Below are 18,190 nucleotides of genomic sequence, written 5' to 3' on the forward strand. Positions count from 1 at the left end.
GGTTGTCTTTCAGAGGTCATTGATTGTTGTTTGTTGCCATTATTACCGTGAACTAATCATGACAACTGGATGACAATCAATGACCCCTGACGAACGCCGAAACAGTTACTGATAAATCGCCATGGCATCGAAGGTACTGGGTACCGGTTTTGGACTGTTGGGGTTGGAGTTTAATTCATTTTGTGAATAAATAAACCGGTTGGGTAGCTGCGTACCACTGTTGGGTTGAATTTTAACGCCAACGGCTTCTCGGCGCGTCCGGCGCTCTTCGTTCCAGCCGAGATGCTGCCCATAGAAGGAAACGTACCGCTCCTGTAGAATCTCGCGCAGCAGAGCGTTGTCAGCCGATATCCCATCCGGATTTTCCAGGCCCCCGGCAGCAAAATCGGCCGCTACGTAGGGTTCGTATTTAAACGTGCCGGCCACCTGATAGCTGGCGCTCAGATAGCCACCTGCATTCAGGAAACTACGGTATTTGTTCAGGTTTTCCAGCGCCACGGCAAACCCCTTTCCGGAACGTAGGGCCATTTCGGCCAGCGTCAGGATGTTCTCCTGGTACGTCACCATCGGAAAGCGGGCGTCGCGGGCGAAAAACCCGCTGGCAGTAGCGGTGCTGGCCGTATTGGGTTCAATTTTACCGGGCGTATTAACGCCGGCCTCGCGGTAGTAAAACCGAAAGCGGGCGGTTTCGTTAGTTTTAACGTTGCCCCGGTACGTCGCGGTGCTGGCCGGATTGAGCAGCCCCACGTTATAAGCCCCAACGGCGTAGATGTCGCCGGTACGCTGGGCCGTGAGAAACGAGTAGAAGTGGTTCTCGTTGATATTCGTCGTTGTGCCGTGCGGACCATAGAGTGAATTGGCGTAGGCGCTGATGCCGTTCTGAGCGGCCGTGTACGCAGCATCGTATTGCTTGAGGTCCGTGAGAAGCCGGGCTTTCAGCGTATAGGCTACCTGCTTCCACCGCGTAGCTTCCCCGCCGAAATGAATATCTTCGGCCCCCACCGTACCGATGCCCGAATCGAAATCGGCGATGGCTTCGTCCAGCAAAGCAAGTAGCTTAGCATACACATCTTTCTGGCTCTCAAATTTGGGATTGGCAAACTCTTCGATCCGGCCTGCTTCCGAAAAGGGAATATCGCCCCACAGTTCCGTGGCCGTCGCCAGTGAGTTGGCCTGCACGACCTTAATGATGCCGAGCATTTTTCGGTTGCCCAGTTCGGTTGCTTTGGCGATCCCAATCAGCGCGTTGGCGTGAGTACCGCGGAAGACGGTGTTCCAGTCGGTGTCGTATACGCCGGCCGATACGTTGTAGAGAAAATAGTCGCGCCACTGCCGGTCGGCCCCCGTCAGGTAGCCGCTCCAGATCGTGCCCAGCCGACTGGCCATCCCTTCCTGAACCGCCATATTGGCGAGCTGAGTGCCGGTGAGCAGCAGATTGGCCGGCGCATCCGTGGGGTTGTTGGGGTCGGTATTCAGGTTATCGACGATGGATTCGCAGGAACCGAACGTCAGGCTGAGCAGGGCGATATAAAGTGACTTATAGATACGTCTCATGGCTAATGTAAGTGGTTGGTTGTCATCGGGCAATCAGTGCCGACGGACTAATAGTTGATCTTGATGCTGAACACGAGCGATCTGGTATTGGGGCTGTTGAAGTAGTCCTGCCCCCGCGAATTGCTGGCGCCGTTGAGCGCCGTTTCCGGATCAATCCCCACGATTTTCGTCCAGAGAACCGGATTACGCCCCGTTACGGTGAAGTCGATGGACTGCAGCTTCGTTTTCTTCCGGAAGCCGGGCGACCGCAGGCTGTAGCCGAGCGATAGTTCCCGAATCCGGGTCCAGCTTCCATCCCGAATAAACTGCTCCACGAGCGTACTGAAGCCTCCCCCGATGGAGGTATAGTAAGACTCATCCAGTAGCACCGGTCCGGCCCCGAAATCGCCGATGTTGCCGCGCACCGTGCTGCCCGCCGGAACAACCCGGCCCGCATAGTTTTTCAGATCCTGCGCCAGCGTAACGTCGTTGCCCACGTCGCGGTGCGTACCGAAGTGGTAGAGAACACCCTGGGTTCCGGTGTAAAAGTCGCCCCCCTGCGAGGTTTCAAACAGCACATTCAGCGAAACCCCCTTGTAGGTAAGGTTCGTACCGAAACCACCGCGCCAGTCGGGATTCGGGTCGCCAATGACACCAAAGGAAGGCGCAATGCGGGGGAAACCGTTTTCGTTCAGACTTAACGTACCGTCCGCATTCCGGAGGTAGACGCCACCGTACAGCGCCGACATGGCGTAACCGGTTTTGGCTACGGTGCTGGCCGTGCTGCTGAAGCCCCCCAGGGTAATGATGTCAGTACCAGCCAGGTTCGTCACCCGGTTCACGTTCCGGCTCCAGTTGGCAAATACGTTCATGGTAAAGTCGCGCTGCCGGAACAGGTTGTAGTTCAGTTCCAGCTCCATTCCCTTGTTCGTCATGGAGCCGGCGTTGGTGTATTTCTGGGTGTATCCCGTTGAGCCGGCCACGGCTACGTCGAGCAGCAGATCCACAATCTCGTTCTGGTAATACGTAAAACCAGCCGTCAGGCGGTTATTCAGGAAGCGTAAATCCGTGCCCAGCTCCCATTCCGACTTTCGTTCCGGACGCAGGTTCGGATCGCCCTGCCGGTTGCTCCGGACGAAGGCCCCGTTGCCGTAACCCGACCCACTGGCCGGACCGCCCCAGCTCCCGAACGATGCGTTGATGAACGTAGTCGTGTTGCGGTACGCGTCGGGCTGAACCCCTACCACCCCGTACGATGCCCGCAGCTTGCCGAAGGTCAGAATGCGGCTGTTGCTGAGCAGGGGCAACTGCGTGAACTGCCAGGCTACGTCGGCCGATGGGTAATAGAACGTCGACTTCGACGCACTCCCGAACGTAGAACCGGCTTCGCCCGCTACGGAAAGATTCACAAACAACTGCTCGTAAAAACCCAGGTTGAGCGTCGAATACAGCCGGGCCGTTCGCCGGTGCGTTGTCGTCGTGTACGCCTGGTCATTGGCCTGCAGGGAGTTCGAGAAGTTCGGCGGAGCATCGGGAATGATAAACGTGTTCATCGTGCCGCCCAGATTTAGATATTTCCGGTCGTTGACGTTGAAGCCGACGACCAGATTGCCGGTGATATGGGGCGTGATGTTCTTGTTGAAGCGGCCGATGAGGTCCGCGTTGAGTTCCGTTTCTTTCAGGATATTTTCTTCGAAACTGCCCAGCCCGTTGTTGATCGCCGACGACACGGGATAGTTTGTGATGCGCAGGTCGGTGTAACTGTCAATACCGCCCCGGGCCGTCAGGTCGAACCAGTCGACGGGCTTGATCAGAAGTTCCGAACTCAGAATAAACCGATCCACTTCGGTCGAGTTCGTCAGCTCGTTAATCGCCCAGAGGGGGTCGTTATAAACCGGATTGGCGGAGTTGCCGAGGTAACGCCGGAACGTCCGCTGCCGGTTCGGGATCGGGCTGGCCGTGGGGGACGCGTAATAGTCGCCTTTGTAGCCGCGACTGTCAAAATCAGGGGGCGTACGGAGCATGCCGATGTACAACCCGTTGATGCTGTTGCTTCGCTGCACCCGGTTGGACGTTGTGCGGGCGTAGGTAGCGTTGGTGGTAGCCTTCACAATGTCGCTGAACCAGCGCTCCGTATTGAACCGGACGGTGCTCCGGTTGTAGTCGCTCTGGCCGTTCAGGATGCCCTGCTGGCGCAGGTCGCTCAGGCTCAGGTAAAACGTGCCCTTGTCGCCCCCACCGCTCAGACTGAGGTTGTTGTCGATATACGTACCCGTCCGGAATACGGCATCCCGGCGCTCATCGTGGTACGTTTCCCGGGAGTTCTTTTGCAGGATTGGGTAATACGTATTGCCGTTGTACGCTTTGAAAAACTCCCCGTCGGTTTTGACCACGTCGGCCGCTCCCGACCGGTCGGCGATGCGGTCGCCCCAGGTGAACGACCCGTTCGGATCGTACCGGCCGCCCGAACCCTGACCGTACGTTTCGTGCAGGGGATGCAGCCGATTCGGACGATCAAACGAAACCGTCGAGCCGAGGGAGATATTCAGCCGGCCTTCGGCACCCTTCTTCGTCGTAATCACAATCACGCCGTTGGCCGCCCGCGAACCCCACAAGGCGGCTGCCGAAGCGCCTTTCAGGACCTGCATGGACGCGATGTCATCGGGATTAAGATCATTCAGGCGAGATTGCTGGGTGACGCCGGCGGCCTGGTCTCCTAGGGTGGAGTTACTGATCGGAATGCCATCGACGATAACCAACGGCTGCGTGGAGCCCGTAATGGTGTTCTGACCGCGAATCTGGATGTAGGAACCCGCACCGGGGTCGCCGGCCGAGCGGGTAATCTGTACCCCGGCGGCCTTTCCGGCCATGCCGTTGATCAGGCCCGTTTCGCCCGAACGTACGATGTCACGGGCTTCAATTTTAGAGGCCGTAGAGCCTAATCTGTCGGCGCTCTCTTTAAAGCCCAGGGCCGTAACGACCACTTCGGATAGCGCCATCTCGCCTGGTTTCAGAGCGACCGAAATAGTGCTCTGCGTACCGACGGGGACTTCTTCGGTTTTCATCCCGATAAACGAGAACACCAGCGTTCCGTTGAGCCGTTCGGCCGGTACGTTCAGCGAATAAGCCCCTTCGGCATTCGTTACGGTGCCGATTGTGGTTCCTTTAATCGAAACGTTTACGCCGGGTAGGGCGGCACCGTCTTCGGTAGAGGTAATACGGCCTTTGATAACGCGCCCTTGGGCCAGCACCTGGCCGAACGCAACAAAGACCAACAACAGCGGTATCAGTAAACGTGTACTTCTCATCAGATAGGTTATCGACGTAATAGTCCAGATTAATACCAACAGAATCGCATTCGGAAAAGCCAAGCCAATCCCTCCCGGCCTTTTGGGTCGGTTTTACGCACGGTGAAAATGAAAGTTGATGGTAGACGACGAGCATGCCACTGGCTAAACCAAGTCAGTGTATGCGATTGCAAAAGCGCTCCTAATTATTTACCGTGACCATTGACAACCGCTCATTCCCTTCTATAGATGAACGAAAGCAATGGTACCGTAACTAACAACTGAAGGGTTCAGTGAAATACAGCTATCGCGCTGGCGTTACGCCACTCGGATAGTACCAGAATCTGGTTAAACGCTCACTCAATAGTGCGGCCAGTAGCAAGCGTTCGGGTAGTCAAAAACTTGATTAGTCGTAGGTACCTATCTCAAAATTATACGCCTTATTCAGTTTGGCAAGGCGTATTCGAAATAAATTTTGCTTACTGTATAATTATCTATATAAAATTCAATAAAAAAACAGATATGCAAAATATTATTACGTAATATGCAGATTACTTGAAATAAATTTTTTGTTGAATCAGAAGTTATGCTAGAAAAGATACGGTAGTATGTCTATATTTGAATCGCCCTTCTACTAGTCGCCAGGTGTCGCACACCGGGCAGCCAATCCATCCTGTATTCATTATAAAACCAGTTTGTCAGCCGCGCTGCCTGCGTACTGGCTCTGCTGTATGTCTATCTGATCTGAACGATACGCTATGATACGTCTTCTTTGTTTTCTGCTGATGGGGGTAGGGGTGTTTCGGGCGGAATTATCATTGGCCGCGGCCGACTCCCTGGCCGTTACGCTGACGGAAGGAACCAATATGGCCGCGGCCGTATCGCCCGACAAGCGGACCCTGGCCATCGACTTGCAGGGTACGATCTGGCTGGTGCCCGTTGCGGGCGGAGTGGCCCGCCCGATTACCGACGCCCTGGGCGATTGCCGCCAACCGGCCTGGTCGCCGGACGGCAACTGGCTGGTTTTCCATGCCTTCTGGGACGGTACGTACCACATCTGGATGGTGAACCGCCAGGGGACCCAGCGCAAACAGTTAACGACCGGTGTGTATGACGACCGGGAGCCGCACTGGTCGCCCGACGGCAAACGCATCGTGTTTTCGTCCGATCGGAGCGGTAACTACGACATCTGGCAACTGGCCGTCGATAGCGGTCAACTGACGCAGCTAACCAAAAATTCGGCAAATGAGTACAATCCGGCGTTTTCGCCCGATGGCACCCAACTGGTCTATGTCTCCGAGCGGACGGAAGCCCCGGGCCTGTACCGACTGGATGCGCGTGGTACCGAAACCCAGCTGATGAACACCCCGACGCGACTGGCCGCACCGGCCTGGTCGCCCGACGGAACCCGTGTTTTTGTCAATGCGCAGACGAAAGGGCAAAGCGGCCTGATGGCCGTTGCAGCCGACGGTGGAAACGGGACGATGCTGACCCCGGCCGACGAAGACGTATTTCCGTTTCGGGTAAGCTGGCTGTCGGCGGACGAATACGTGTACACAGCAGATGGGAAACTGCTGAAGCGGAAAGTCGGGCAGACGGGCGTTACCGCCATTCCGTTCCAGGCGACGGTGGCGATTGCCCGCCGGAATTACCAGCGCAAACAATACGATTTCACTACTACAAGTCCGCGACCCGTTCGGGGCATCAAAGGGCCGGCAGTCTCGCCCGATGGGCGGCAGATTGCCTTTGCCGCCCTGGGCGACATCTGGCTGCTGACCAAAGGCAACCCGCAGCCCCGCGCGCTGACCAACGATCCCTACCTGGACGCGGAGCCGGTCTGGTCGCCCGACGGCTCGAAACTGGCGTTTGTTTCCGACCGGCAGGGTAATATGGATCTTTGGATACAGGATGTGCAGACGAAGCAGCTTACCCGCGTGGTCGATCTGCCCGATGATGTAAACCTGCCCAGTTGGTCGCCCGATGGGAGTCGGGTTGCGTTCTACCAGGGCGACGCCCGCAATGTATGGGGGCGCGGTACGCTGCACACGGTGGATGTGAAGACGGGCAAAGTCGAAAAATGCCACGAGTCGGTGTTTGTGCCGAGCCAGCCCAGTTGGTCGCCCGATGGCCGGTACATAGCCCTGTCGGCGCTGGATGTGTATTCGTCGCGTTACCGCGAAGGCGTGAGCGAAATTCTGTTGGTATCGCTGGAAGGTAAACCCGACCGGTACGTGTCGCCGGTGCCGGAACGGACCCTGGGCACGCGGGGCAAGAATGGTCCGATCTGGTCGCCCGATGGGCGGATGATGGCGTACATTCTCGACGGTGTCCTGTGGACGGTGCCGGTCGATGCGGAGGGTAACCCCACTGGAGCGCCGAAACAGCTGACCCGGGAACTTGCCGATGTTCCCACCTGGACGGGCGACAGTAAGCACCTGGTTTTTATGGCGACCGATACGCTTAAGCAGGTGTCCGTAGCGGACGGGCGCATCGAAACGATTCCGCTCCGGTTTACCTGGCAGCCCCGCCAACCGGCCGGCCAACTGGTTGTACACGCCGGGCGGCTGTTTGACGGTCGGTCGAAAGCGTATCGCACCAACGTCGACGTACTGATTGAAGGCAACCGGATCAGGGCCATTGAGCCGCATAAACCCGGACGAAGCGGTCGGCTGATTGACGCGTCGGATAAAACCGTTATCCCAGGTCTATTCGAAATGCATACGCACCAGAACGCCATGTGCGGGGAGCCGCAGGGCCGACTGTGGCTGTCGTACGGCATTACGTCCGTGCGGGAGCCAGGGGCTGATCCGTACGATGCGCTGGAGCGCAAAGAAGCCTGGGCCAGCGGCCGACGGTGGGGGCCCCGGCAATTTTTCACGGGTGGCCTGACCGACGGAACGCGGATTTATTACGGGCTGGCCACCAGCATCGGATCGGCGGCTCATCTTGATCTGGAGCTGAACCGGGCCGTTCGGCTGGATTTCGACCTGATCAAAACCTACGTCCGCATGCCTGACGACCGGCAGCAGTACATCACTCAGTTTGCTCATGCGCACGGCCTGCCCGTTTCCTCCCACGAAATCTTTCCGGCCATGCGCTACGAAGTCGATGCCGTTGAGCACATTGGCGGCACGAGCCGACGGGGGTATTCGCCTAAAATTACGGCTATGAACCGGACGTATCAGGACGTGATCGAGCTGCTGGCCAAGTCGCAGATGAATATCACCCCGACGGCCTCGTTGCAGGGCGGATTCTTTGTCCTGGCGAACCGGGATACGAGTTTCTTTTCCAACCGGCAGTTTCGGGCATTCTACCCCGAAACGTACGCAGGAACGCTGCAGGCCGGGGCCGCTCAGTTCGCTAAAATCAATCCGGGCTACCTGACGAATTTTGGCAATCTGCAGCAGGACGTTAAAGCGCTGATCAAGGCCGGAGCACACGTAACCACCGGCACCGACAGTCCGTTTGTGCCGTACGGGATGAGCCTGCACACGGAATTGCAGTCGTTCGTTGATGGTGGCCTGACGCCGTACGAAGCCCTGCGGTCGGCTACGCTCTGGGCGGCCGAAGCCGTGGGTGTCAGTCAGGATTTAGGTTCGCTGGAACCCGGTAAGCTGGCCGACCTGGTGATTGTGGCGGGCGATCCGCTGACCACCATCCGCGACGCCTGGAACGTGGAGATGGTGATCAAGAACGGCGAAACTCATACGATTGATGACCTGCTGAAAAAGCCCTAGAAGATGTGCTCACTTCCTGTCGTCAGGATGACAAAAACAGGATGATAAAGGCTTTATCATCTAATAATATCAGCTTTCAGTTCCAGATCTGATTGGCTTCCGTCAGAATGATTGGCTTTCCGTCGGTAACCACAATCGTGTGTTCGTGCTGCGCTACGTAGCTGCCGTCGTTGGTGACGTAGGTCCAGCCGTCGCCTTTCTCGTACGCCATAGTGGCTCGGGTCGAAATAAAGGTTTCGATGGCCACCACCGAGTTTTTACGGAAGCGGGCGGTATTGGTCCGGTCGTAGTAGCAGGGGATTTCGGTAGGTTCTTCGTGCAGACTCCGTCCCACGCCGTGTCCAACCAGGTTTTTGATCACTTTGTAGCCTGATCGGCGGGCTTCGGTTTCGATGAATCGCCCAAGGTCGGCAATGCGAACGCCCCCGCGAATCTGGTCGAGGGCTTTCCGCAGAATCTTCCTTGATGCGTCCACGAGCGAACCATGCTGATTCAGGTCCTGACCCAGCACAAACGACCCCCCATTGTCGGCCCAAAAGCCCGCTAGTTCAGCCGATACGTCGATGTTAACCAGATCACCCTCCTTGAGCAAGGTCTTGTCCGACGGTATGCCATGCGCAATTTCGTGGTTCAGGCTGATGCAGGTCCAGCCGGGAAAACCATAGGTTAGTCGCGGAGCCGACCGTGCACCATACTGCCGGAGAATCTGACCACCGAACTCATCCAGTTCGCGGGTCGTCATGCCGGGCTGCGCATATTCCCGCATCTGGCGGAGGGTTTCACCGACAGCCTGGCTGACCTGTTGCATGCCGATCAATTCGGCTCGGGTTGTAATGGACATTATCGTTCGTTCATAAAATTACTTCATCACCTCCATTGAGTTGAGTTCCGGGCCGCCCCCCTGGTTTTCGGAGCCGGCAGCAATGTACACCCGGTTGTCGTACACAACGGCCTGCGTACCGTGCCGACCCATTTGCAGCGACGGTAGTTTCTCCCACTTCAGGGTTTTAGTGTTCAAGGCTTCCACCTGGTTGTGGGCTTTCTTTTGCGGACTTTCGCCACCAATCACCAGAATCTTGTTGCCATACGGGATCGACGTACTGCCCGCCCGACGAGTTGGAATGCTGTCGCTTTCGGGAAGAGTCATCCACGTCTTTTTCTTGAAATCGTATACATCGACCGCGCTGACGGTGAGGTTGAGCACCTGCCCAATTTTGGCCGACGATAACCGCCCGCCCGCAATATAAGCTTTATCGCCCTGTACGGCCGCCTGGAAATGGTCGCGTGGGTGGGGCGCATCGGGTAGCCTGGTCCATTTGTTGGTAGCCGGATCATATTCGTCTACCCAGCTCACGTGGCCGTCGTAATGACCGTCGATGATGCCGCAGAACAGGTAAATTTTATTGGTATAGACGGCAACGCCCGCCGAGCCCCGACGCCGGTCGGCGGGAATGTCGGCACCTTTACGCCATTCGTCCTTTTTCGGATTATAGATATAGATGGCTGGAATAGGTGTTTCGTGTGGATAGCCGCCCGTAAAGGCACCCGCTACATACACCTCGCCGTTGTGGGTCACGGCCTGAAAATGGTGCATCTCCAGAGGCTCCATGGCCCGTTTTTCCCAGGTGTTTTTTTTCACGTCATAGGCCTCAACGGCTTTCTGTCCGCGGCCCCCGACCAGAAAAAACTGATCACCCACGCGGGCAAACGCATTCTCGTGGCGCTTGACGGGCAGATTTTCAGGCTGAACGGTTTCCCATTGCTGAGCGAGGGTTGGTTGGCAAAGCGCAAGGGCAATGGCAAATGTAGTAATGGTTTTCATGGCGCGAGGAATTGGAGAAACGAGCCTTAGCTCAATAAAAAACTATGGATCAGAATCAGATGTCCACAAAAGTAGAAAACCTGTTGATTTTAATGACTGTACCAACGAGCCTCCGGATTATTTGTATCAAACTATGGAGTAGTATACTGATAGATGTAGTTTAGGTCGACTCTGACGGTTGCGATTATGGACAGATTACCTACATAACATACCAAACGTAGAGTTAATGCAGGAGTTGTGGCCGAACGGTAAAGCTAACTAACTTTGAGAGTCTTCTGGCTGCAGGTGGGGGAGTTTGCTACGAAATGGAAGTGTCTGGGTCGCTTTGGCAGTAATGTATATTTCTATGATTAAACAACGTATAGGTGATATGCTTAAACGATACTTTTGGGTTGTACTGTCTCATTTGATTATGCTCATCGTTAGCATTAGCTGCCAAAGAAACAACGAAGAGCCTGCACCCAACGATACCGATTATTTCCCTTTACAGGTCGGTGCTTATTGGGTGTATCAGGTAACACATAATCAGTATTCAGAGAATACTGCCATTGCTAATCGGATGTATCAATTACAGGAAAAAATTACCGGTTCATTCAATCAAAATGGTCAGGTTGTTTTCCTGCTTGAAGAGTCAATTCGTCAGAATGAAAAGGCTAGTTGGAAATTAACCGGTATCCGAACAGTCTACAGCAATTTAACCGAAGTGGTTGCTCAGGAAAACAATGTACCCACAGTCAGGCTTGTTTTTCCCATTTCCGTTGCAACCTCCTGGAATAACAATTTGTATAATTCGAAACCGGACACATTACTTCAATATCGTGATATGGGGCGTTCGTTTAGTGCAGGAAAGCGGTTATTTGATAATACGATATCCGTAGTCGGGCCGAATGATTCTACCCTTATCGATCAAAGCAAATACCTACGTGTCTACGCGCGTCATGTTGGTCTGATTTATCGCGAGGATGCGATGTTAACGTTTTGCCAATCCCAGCCCGAATGTATTGGGAAAGGGGTTATCGAGTCAGGTAATGCGTTAAAATGGGAGTTAATCAGCAGTAGCTACCTTCCCTAATATTGCCGGACGATTCGCCCCGTGAATGTCTGCACTCTTCCGTCTTTCCAGGTCAATTGTAATTGATACGGATACACTCCTGGTGCGTTAATTTCCCACAACAATGAACTCTCACCAATAACGATTGGAAACGGGCCCTCAAAAAGAGGTACTCCTAATACATTGAAAATGGTCAGTTTAGATGCTGTGGGTAGATCCTTCGTATTTAAGTCTAGTTGGAATTTTGTATAGGTGACAGCAGGATTAGGGTACGTTTGAAGCTTGATTGACTCCTCGCTGCCAAGTACATGGAGAGTTAACTGATAAGGAGATTGCGTTCGATTACCAACTGCGTCTTTTCCAAAAATGGTTAACTGATACGTTTCTCCCTCCTGAAGTGTGAGTAGAGTAGTTACCTGCAACTGATTTGGTGCCACAGCAATAACCGTAAATGATTGTGGATTTACCTGCTGCGGTACACAAGTAGAACAACTAGTCAGATAAATATCAACGGCCTTGGGGTCCTGCCTGGAAAGCTGATTTTCATCAGTCAAGTAAATGTCGATTCGGGGATTCGCATTGACGATCGATTCGTTTTTCTTAACCGTCCCATTAATAAGCACATTTAACGTAGGACTGACTACGTCAGGCAGCGAATTAATTGGGTAACTATTGCTGGTACCGGCTTGTGCCCAATCAATAGTAAGCGTTGCTGTGTTATTTGTTTCACTTAGCTCTTTAACCTGATCACCACTATCGATTGCTACGTCTATTCGTTGGACGGTAGCATCTTTAGGTACTATGTACACCAGCGTATCGCGATACCGAAAGCTATTGAACCGAATCGTGTGACTACTGGACGTAATTGGTTTTATTTGTTTAATTGTCAGTTCTGCCGACTGATCAGGTACAAATTTTCCCAGGTTAGCTATGGGCACAACAATGCGCAATGAATCCGCATTGTTCAGGGGACTTCCTGAGACCGATGATTGAATGTAAATGCCTTTGGGGGCTATTGTAAAGTCGGGGTCAGGTAATGGATATAACACCAGGGCCGGATCCCCCTGAAGCACCATCTGAAGGAGGACGGCTACCTCATGATCATTTACTCCTTCTCGTTCGAGATTACCGTTAAGCTGTTGTTGTATCTGGCCAAAGGGCATGCCTAGGGTTGAGGCATTATTAAATAGTTCACCATATAGTTTAATCAGATAACGGGTGGTCGACTCTTCATAGCTGTAATATGAATGGGCCAGTACAACCACTGATCCTTTGTCTGGTGCCAGTAGCCAGTCAGTTGATAAAGTAGTAAATCGGGAAAATATTTCGCCAACCCCACATCCATTAAAGATCATGAGCGGATAGCGCTGGTTACGAAATCCATTCTGCGGGGGAGACGCAAAACCGAAATCAACATCGGTTACAGACGGTCCTGCATGGCCAAAGAACGTGAGCAGGCTAACGCCATCGTTAATGATCGGGGCCAGATTGATGGATTCTACCTGATCATAAGGAGCTGTTTTGCCGAACGAACTAACTTGACCACCTAAGAGACCTTTCGTATACAGATCGCTCAGCGAAGTCATGGCTAATCGGAGACTTTCTGCTTCTTCTTTTGATTTGCCTCCGCTGATATGAACGATGTGCTTGCGCCACAGGTCATTTGGAGTGGATAGTTCGAACTGCTTCACTTTTGCCAGATAAGCAAGCACCTGCTCGTTGGTCGTAACGTTTAGCCGGCCGGTCGGGACGGCTGGCGTATTGGCTGGGTAACCTTTTAACCCGGCGGTCAGCAGAATATCGGAGCCAGGATAGCCAATCGTAGGGACAAGGTCGTCGGTAGCTGTTTTAACGTAGTAGGGATAGCTGCTTGCCCGACCAATCAGTAATAAGTTTCTAACGGTCGTGTTGGTGAGCATGTAATTTGCAAACCGACGAAGTGCTAAGGGACTACGTTCTCCATAATTAAACTCATCAAACAGGGAGTCGGCTTCAACAACCAGGGGAGAATGGTTGCCTCCCTGTGCAGATGCCCGGTAAGTGGCATAAGCCATTGCTGACTGTTTGAGAGAAGAGTGTGTAATAATCAGGTAGTTGGTAGTCTTAGCGTACCCATTTCGAAATCGGACCGACTGTATGGCCAGCGGTTTAAGGACCTGATCTGTTAAGAGTATATCCCGATTACGACCGGTTTCAGAGACGACAAGCTGTGTTTGGCCATCCTGAATCTGCGTTTTCAGAAAACGACAATTTGCCCTGTCCGTGATGTCATAGGCCAGGGCACCTAAGGGTGCGTTGGGAATGGCAAGCAAAGCGGATGGCTGCGACGATGCAGGCAAATGAAATAGCTTGCTGCGCTGACCAGCCATGTCGAACGATTGGGGGTAGGTTAATCGGACGTAGGTGATTGAAAACTGATTGGGCCCACCGCCTTTCTCCGGTTTGAAGCGTAAGGTTACCTGCTCGTTCTTGAGCGTCGACGGGTCGATACGGGTTTGAAACGTTTGGCTGATAAAGCCGAAAAAATTCAGAAACGGTAGTGGGGTGTACGTGCTGGCGTCAGCCTGAAGCTGTATGCGGTGAGATAAAAAATCTCGACCGTTGATCATACCATTTATGTCAACAGGCCAGTCGGTTTTAACTCGATTCTGAAATTTAAGCTGAACCACCCCAGTCGAATCCGCAGTTAACAGCTTGCCAGACCAGCCTTCGCCGGGCTCAAAATAACTCTGCTGTAAGGGGGGCTCGATTCCTTTCAGATTGTTGAAGGTGTATTCATCCGTGAAGGCTTCAACAACTTCTTCAACGTGAAACTTCTCCGGAGATAACCCTACCGCTGCGTTATCTAATTCAGCAATACGTTTTCCGGGCTGAGCAGGATGATGAGTTAAGAAATAGGCCGCTACGTTGGAATATAAAGTCTGGTAGGGATGAAGTCGCGTCTTAGGTCGGTATAGCAGCGAATCCTGGCTGCCGTCATTGCTTTCACCATAAAACTCGATGTAGTCCTGAGCACCAAAAGTGCCGTCGTGTTGACCTACCACGCGAATGGCGATTTCTTGGCCACGAAAAAAAAGCTGCCAGTTTACAGGATTTGTAGAAAGTAACGATGCATCTGCTTTCTGAATATCCTGATAGCTAATGCGGTAAATTCCCGGCTGATTAACAGAAAACTTTATATAATTCTGATTGGGCTTAATCCACTCATTACCAAACAGGTTTTGCGCCTGGATCGCAAATGAATGTAAAATAAACCAGACAACAGGGAGTAGTGCTTTTTTCATGCTTTAATGAACCGATCAGGGCTTGTTTATTGCATGAACTGTCTTATAGAAGTAGACACAAATGCGAGTTGAGTCAGACAATTGTACAGATCGCCGGAAAGCGTTAGTTACCTTCAAAGATAAGGAGATTATATGAACTAAATGATCCTCATTAATAAGTAAGCTGAGGTCTCAACTTCGCAAGAATCGGGTGTCGCGATTGGTCAACTTCAGCCACTTTTGTAGTTCTTAACAACGTATACAATGAATAGCCAATCAACAAAGCTTCACGACGAACTACTCATACACTGGCATCAGCACCGGTACGAATTAAATGAGACCGGTTTTTGTCTGCTTCCCACTTTACTTTTGGCTGATGAATGCCGCGCTCTGGCCGATGGATATGACAATCCTGATCGGTATCGAAAAACAATTACCATGAAGCGGCATAACTTCGGTAGTGGGGAATACAAGTATTTTGACTATCCCTTGCCCGTTCTGGTCGATGAAATGCGCCATGCTCTATTCCCGCCCCTGGCCCGAATCGCTAACGACTGGAACGAAAAGCTGAACATCGGGCAACGCTACCCGGATCAACTGGATGAATGGCTGGCGGTTTGCCACCAGGCTGGTCAGACCCACCCAACGCCGTTGATACTAAACTATCGAACCGGCGACTGGAACGCGCTTCACCAGGACATCTATGGTGAACTGTTTTTCCCTTTTCAGGCGGTTGTGTTTTTAACCCAGCCCGGTCGTGATTACGTAGGTGGTGAGTTTGTGATGCTGGAGCAGCGCCCTCGTATGCAGTCGAAGGCCATTGTGCTGCAACCAGAGCAGGGACAGGTACTCATCTTTACAACCCGCTATCGGCCGGCCAAAGGCACCCGTGGCTACTACCGCGTCGGCATGCGGCACGGTGTCAGCGAAATCCGGCAGGGCACCCGCCTGAACCTGGGAATTATCTTTCACGATGCTCAATGATCCGCCATACTGCTCTGGATCGTAGCTTGCTGCATCGACTGCTGCGCCAGAAAAAACTGACGTTGGGTGGCAACCGGAACCTGAGAATCTACGGACGGCTGGACTGCCGGGCTGGTAAGCGAATGAACGTAGAAAACCGCGTCTTTTTCGCGGACGAAGCCGAAGCGCTGGCGAATGGGTATCGCCCCTGCGCAGTGTGTATGCCGGCCGCGTATAGGCGCTGGCTACGTCATCAGTAAGCTTGTCAGGAACGGTCTGGTACGTAGTGAACTAGAGTAACAACTATCGGCTAACAAAACGACCGATTTCTACTATTCTGATACGGCCTTCTTCAAAATCAGCACGCTTCGCTCCAGCTCTTCCTCCGTGCTTGATGCAAAGCCCAGCCGAGTGCCGTTAAGAAGCTGGTCGGGTGGGTTATGCGTCAGGCCACTGGCGATGAACAACCCCTGCTGACCAGCTCGTTGGGCGAGGGCTTCCATGTCGATTGCCGGGTCAAACGTAGCCCAAACGGCCATGCCACCATCGGGTTTGGTGAATTGTAGGACTTCCGGCAACTCATCGGTCAACAGTTCGCAGAACCGGTCCCGGCGGGCTTGATAGGTACGTAGGGCTTTTCGGAAATGTCGCTGCATTTCGCCGGTTTTGAATAGCTGAGCCACGGCAAACTCCAGCATCGGGTCGCCCTGCCGGTCGATGATGCGCCGAAGCCGGGCCAGTTCGTCGATCAGGGCAGAGGGCGCTACGACGTAGCCAATCCGAAACGCCGGAGCCACCGACTTGGTGAGGGAGCCCACATAAACGACCATGCCGCGCTGATCGGCACTGGCCAGCGGGAGAATCGGCCGGCTCAGGTAATGGAAATCGTAGTCGTAATCGTCCTCCAATATCGCAAATCCATATTCGTTGGCCAGTTGAAGCAACCATACCCGCCGGTCGGCCTTTAACGTAACGGTGGTTGGGTAATGGTGGTGCGGGGTGACAAACACCAGTCGGATCGGATGCCCTATTGACCACTGTCTGTCGCAGAGATTGGCCAGAGCGGCTACATCCAGGCCGTGCTGATCAACCGGTACGGTACGAATCGTTGCCCCGGCTTTCTGAACGTTCATAACGGCACCCGCCCAGGTCGTTTCGCCCGTAACCACTACATCGCCCGGACGTAGCAACACCTGACTGGTCAGGTAAAGACCCATGATACTGCCTCTGGTGATAAGTACGTTTTCAGGCGTTGTGTGTAAGCCGCGGGTTTCGTTCAGGTAGAGGGACAACTGTTCGCGCAGTAATAGATGGCCTTTTGTGTCGCCATAACCAAAATGCTGCTGAGGATTACCCCATCGGAAATACGACCGATAGGCCCGGCTCAGGTCGGCTATCGGGGCCAGCCGGATATCCGGAAAGCCGTCGTCCAGACGCAGGCCAGCCTGATTGGTCAATAGGGGGCGGGCCAGGACTGGGTTTGCTGCAAAGGAGTAGCCCGGTGTCTCATTTGGTGGATTTCCTAATGCTGGGGTCTCAAGCACCTGCGGCTGAACCGCCGGAATGTGGGCGGCTACGTACGTACCACTCCCCGGTCGGCTCTCCAGCCAACCCTGTGCCAGCCCTTCGTCGTAGGCAGATACGATGGTTTGTCGATGTACACCAAGCAAGTCCGCCAACTGGCGCGTACCGGGTAGTTTATGGCCGGCCAGGAGGCTTCCGGTTTGTAGCAGCCGACGAAGCTGCTCACTGACCTGCACATACAACGGTACTGACGATGACGGGTCAAGCTGGAGTAAGGTTTTGTAGGGAATCACAACTGGTCTGTTGGCTTTGTAAAAACTGGCTGGTTTGTGTAGTCCAGTAAAGTAAGACATTTGCCGTATTAACGACAATTCAGGATGCAGACTACCCGCACAACATCCAGCCGTTTGGCGAAACGCACGCACTACGACGAAGCGACCATTCACCCGATTTTAGACGAAGCGTTGTTTTGCACCATCAGCTACGCGGTTGATGGACAACCTTTTTCGCTGCCGATGGCTTTTGCCCGGCGTGGGAATAAGCTGTACATTCATGGATCGGTGGGAAGTCATTTTGTCCGCGAGATCCAAAAAGGTAATCCGGTCTGTATTTCGGTCATGCTGGTCGATGGGCTGGTGCTGGCCAAATCGGCGTTCAGTCATTCGGTGAATTACCGGTCGGTGGTCATTTTTTCCAGGGCCGAAATCGTAACGGATGAAGCGGAACGAATGGAGGCCCTGGTTTTGATCACGGACCATCTGATTCCGGGACGCTGGGCTGATCTCCGGCCAACCACGGCCAGCGAGATGCGTAAAACAGTCGTACTGGCATTTGATATAACCGAAGCATCGGCTAAAGTCCGAACGGGCGGTCCCAACGATGAGCCCGAGGATTTGGCATTACCAACCTGGGCGGGCGTAATTCCGATGCAGACCGTGCGACTCGCACCCGAACCGGCCGCAAGCAGTCTGGAGACACCCTTGCCAGATTATTTGTAGTAGTTGTGTGCT

At 53.6% G+C, this 18,190-nt stretch carries 11 protein-coding genes; 5 read left to right on the forward strand and 6 right to left on the reverse strand.

The features are described 5' to 3' along the window. Positions 1 to 105 precede the first annotated feature (105 nt). Both BN8_RS07695 and BN8_RS07700 read right to left on the reverse strand, forming a co-directional pair. A complete protein-coding gene (locus BN8_RS07695) occupies positions 106 to 1,554 on the reverse strand; it encodes a SusD/RagB family nutrient-binding outer membrane lipoprotein (protein WP_009281268.1) in 1,449 nt (482 codons plus the stop codon). 47 nt (positions 1,555 to 1,601) lie between these two features. After that, positions 1,602 to 4,841 (reverse strand): SusC/RagA family TonB-linked outer membrane protein, encoded by a 3,240-nt coding sequence (locus tag BN8_RS07700; RefSeq protein ID WP_009281269.1) that lies wholly within the window; start codon positions 4,839 to 4,841, stop codon positions 1,602 to 1,604. A gap of 737 nt (positions 4,842 to 5,578) precedes the next feature. Between BN8_RS07700 and BN8_RS07705 the strand changes: the two genes are divergently transcribed. Further along, positions 5,579 to 8,557 carry a DPP IV N-terminal domain-containing protein gene (locus BN8_RS07705; RefSeq protein ID WP_009281270.1) on the forward strand — a complete coding sequence of 993 codons (2,979 nt, stop codon included), beginning with the start codon at positions 5,579 to 5,581 and terminating at the stop codon, positions 8,555 to 8,557. 76 nt (positions 8,558 to 8,633) lie between these two features. Here the strand turns inward: BN8_RS07705 and map are convergent, their stop codons facing one another. Together map and BN8_RS07715 are read right to left on the reverse strand one after the other, a co-directional pair. Continuing rightward, entirely contained in the window at positions 8,634 to 9,398 is a 765-nt protein-coding gene (gene map / locus BN8_RS07710; RefSeq protein ID WP_009281271.1) for a type I methionyl aminopeptidase, read from the reverse strand. 18 nt (positions 9,399 to 9,416) lie between these two features. Then, complete coding sequence (locus BN8_RS07715; protein ID WP_009281272.1) at positions 9,417 to 10,379, reverse strand: Kelch repeat-containing protein; 963 nt, start codon at positions 10,377 to 10,379, stop codon at positions 9,417 to 9,419. A 412-nt stretch (positions 10,380 to 10,791) separates the two neighbouring features. Between BN8_RS07715 and BN8_RS07720 the strand changes: the two genes are divergently transcribed. Further along, the gene (locus BN8_RS07720; RefSeq protein ID WP_192579027.1) at positions 10,792 to 11,451 is read left to right on the forward strand and encodes a hypothetical protein; all 660 of its coding nucleotides are present in this window, start codon (positions 10,792 to 10,794) and stop codon (positions 11,449 to 11,451) included. On the opposite strand, the gene porU2 is transcribed toward BN8_RS07720, so the two are convergent. Next, positions 11,448 to 14,714: a putative type IX secretion system sortase PorU2 gene (porU2, locus tag BN8_RS07725; protein WP_009281274.1), complete on the reverse strand. Its 3,267-nt coding sequence runs from the start codon at positions 14,712 to 14,714 to the stop codon at positions 11,448 to 11,450. The two genes, BN8_RS07720 and porU2, sit on opposite strands and share 4 nt — an antisense overlap. A 243-nt stretch (positions 14,715 to 14,957) precedes the next feature. Between porU2 and BN8_RS07730 the strand changes: the two genes are divergently transcribed. Together BN8_RS07730 and BN8_RS07735 are read left to right on the forward strand one after the other, a co-directional pair. Beyond that, positions 14,958 to 15,677 carry a 2OG-Fe(II) oxygenase gene (locus BN8_RS07730; RefSeq protein ID WP_009281275.1) on the forward strand — a complete coding sequence of 240 codons (720 nt, stop codon included), beginning with the start codon at positions 14,958 to 14,960 and terminating at the stop codon, positions 15,675 to 15,677. Continuing rightward, the gene (locus tag BN8_RS07735; RefSeq protein WP_009281276.1) at positions 15,674 to 15,916 is read left to right on the forward strand and encodes an Ada metal-binding domain-containing protein; all 243 of its coding nucleotides are present in this window, start codon (positions 15,674 to 15,676) and stop codon (positions 15,914 to 15,916) included. Before BN8_RS07730 ends, BN8_RS07735 begins: the two co-directional genes overlap by 4 nt. Before the next feature lie 72 nt (positions 15,917 to 15,988). Here the strand turns inward: BN8_RS07735 and BN8_RS07740 are convergent, their stop codons facing one another. Beyond that, positions 15,989 to 17,533, reverse strand: a complete 1,545-nt coding sequence (locus BN8_RS07740; protein WP_009281277.1) for an aminotransferase-like domain-containing protein — start codon at positions 17,531 to 17,533, stop codon at positions 15,989 to 15,991. Between the two features lie 24 nt (positions 17,534 to 17,557). Here BN8_RS07740 and BN8_RS07745 point away from each other — a divergent pair, with 24 nt between their 5' ends. Then, positions 17,558 to 18,178, forward strand: coding sequence for a pyridoxamine 5'-phosphate oxidase family protein (locus BN8_RS07745; RefSeq protein ID WP_009281278.1), 621 nt, complete (start codon positions 17,558 to 17,560; stop codon positions 18,176 to 18,178). Positions 18,179 to 18,190: the final 12 nt, after the last annotated feature.

Origin of the sequence: Fibrisoma limi BUZ 3, assembly GCF_000296815.2 — a bacterium.
Classification (GTDB): Bacteria; Bacteroidota; Bacteroidia; order Cytophagales; family Spirosomataceae; genus Fibrisoma; species Fibrisoma limi.

Bases quoted from the DNA above. Each gene is read 5' to 3' on its own strand.
- BN8_RS07695 (WP_009281268.1), bottom strand. From the start codon at position 1,554: ATGAGACGTATCTATAAGTCACTTTATATCGCCCTGCTCAGCCTGACG.
- BN8_RS07700 (WP_009281269.1), bottom strand. From the start codon at position 4,841: ATGAGAAGTACACGTTTACTGATACCGCTGTTGTTGGTCTTTGTTGCG.
- BN8_RS07705 (WP_009281270.1), top strand. From the start codon at position 5,579: ATGATACGTCTTCTTTGTTTTCTGCTGATGGGGGTAGGGGTGTTTCGG.
- map (WP_009281271.1), bottom strand. From the start codon at position 9,398: ATGTCCATTACAACCCGAGCCGAATTGATCGGCATGCAACAGGTCAGC.
- BN8_RS07715 (WP_009281272.1), bottom strand. From the start codon at position 10,379: ATGAAAACCATTACTACATTTGCCATTGCCCTTGCGCTTTGCCAACCA.
- BN8_RS07720 (WP_192579027.1), top strand. From the start codon at position 10,792: ATGCTCATCGTTAGCATTAGCTGCCAAAGAAACAACGAAGAGCCTGCA.
- porU2 (WP_009281274.1), bottom strand. From the start codon at position 14,714: ATGAAAAAAGCACTACTCCCTGTTGTCTGGTTTATTTTACATTCATTT.
- BN8_RS07730 (WP_009281275.1), top strand. From the start codon at position 14,958: ATGAATAGCCAATCAACAAAGCTTCACGACGAACTACTCATACACTGG.
- BN8_RS07735 (WP_009281276.1), top strand. From the start codon at position 15,674: ATGATCCGCCATACTGCTCTGGATCGTAGCTTGCTGCATCGACTGCTG.
- BN8_RS07740 (WP_009281277.1), bottom strand. From the start codon at position 17,533: ATGTCTTACTTTACTGGACTACACAAACCAGCCAGTTTTTACAAAGCC.
- BN8_RS07745 (WP_009281278.1), top strand. From the start codon at position 17,558: ATGCAGACTACCCGCACAACATCCAGCCGTTTGGCGAAACGCACGCAC.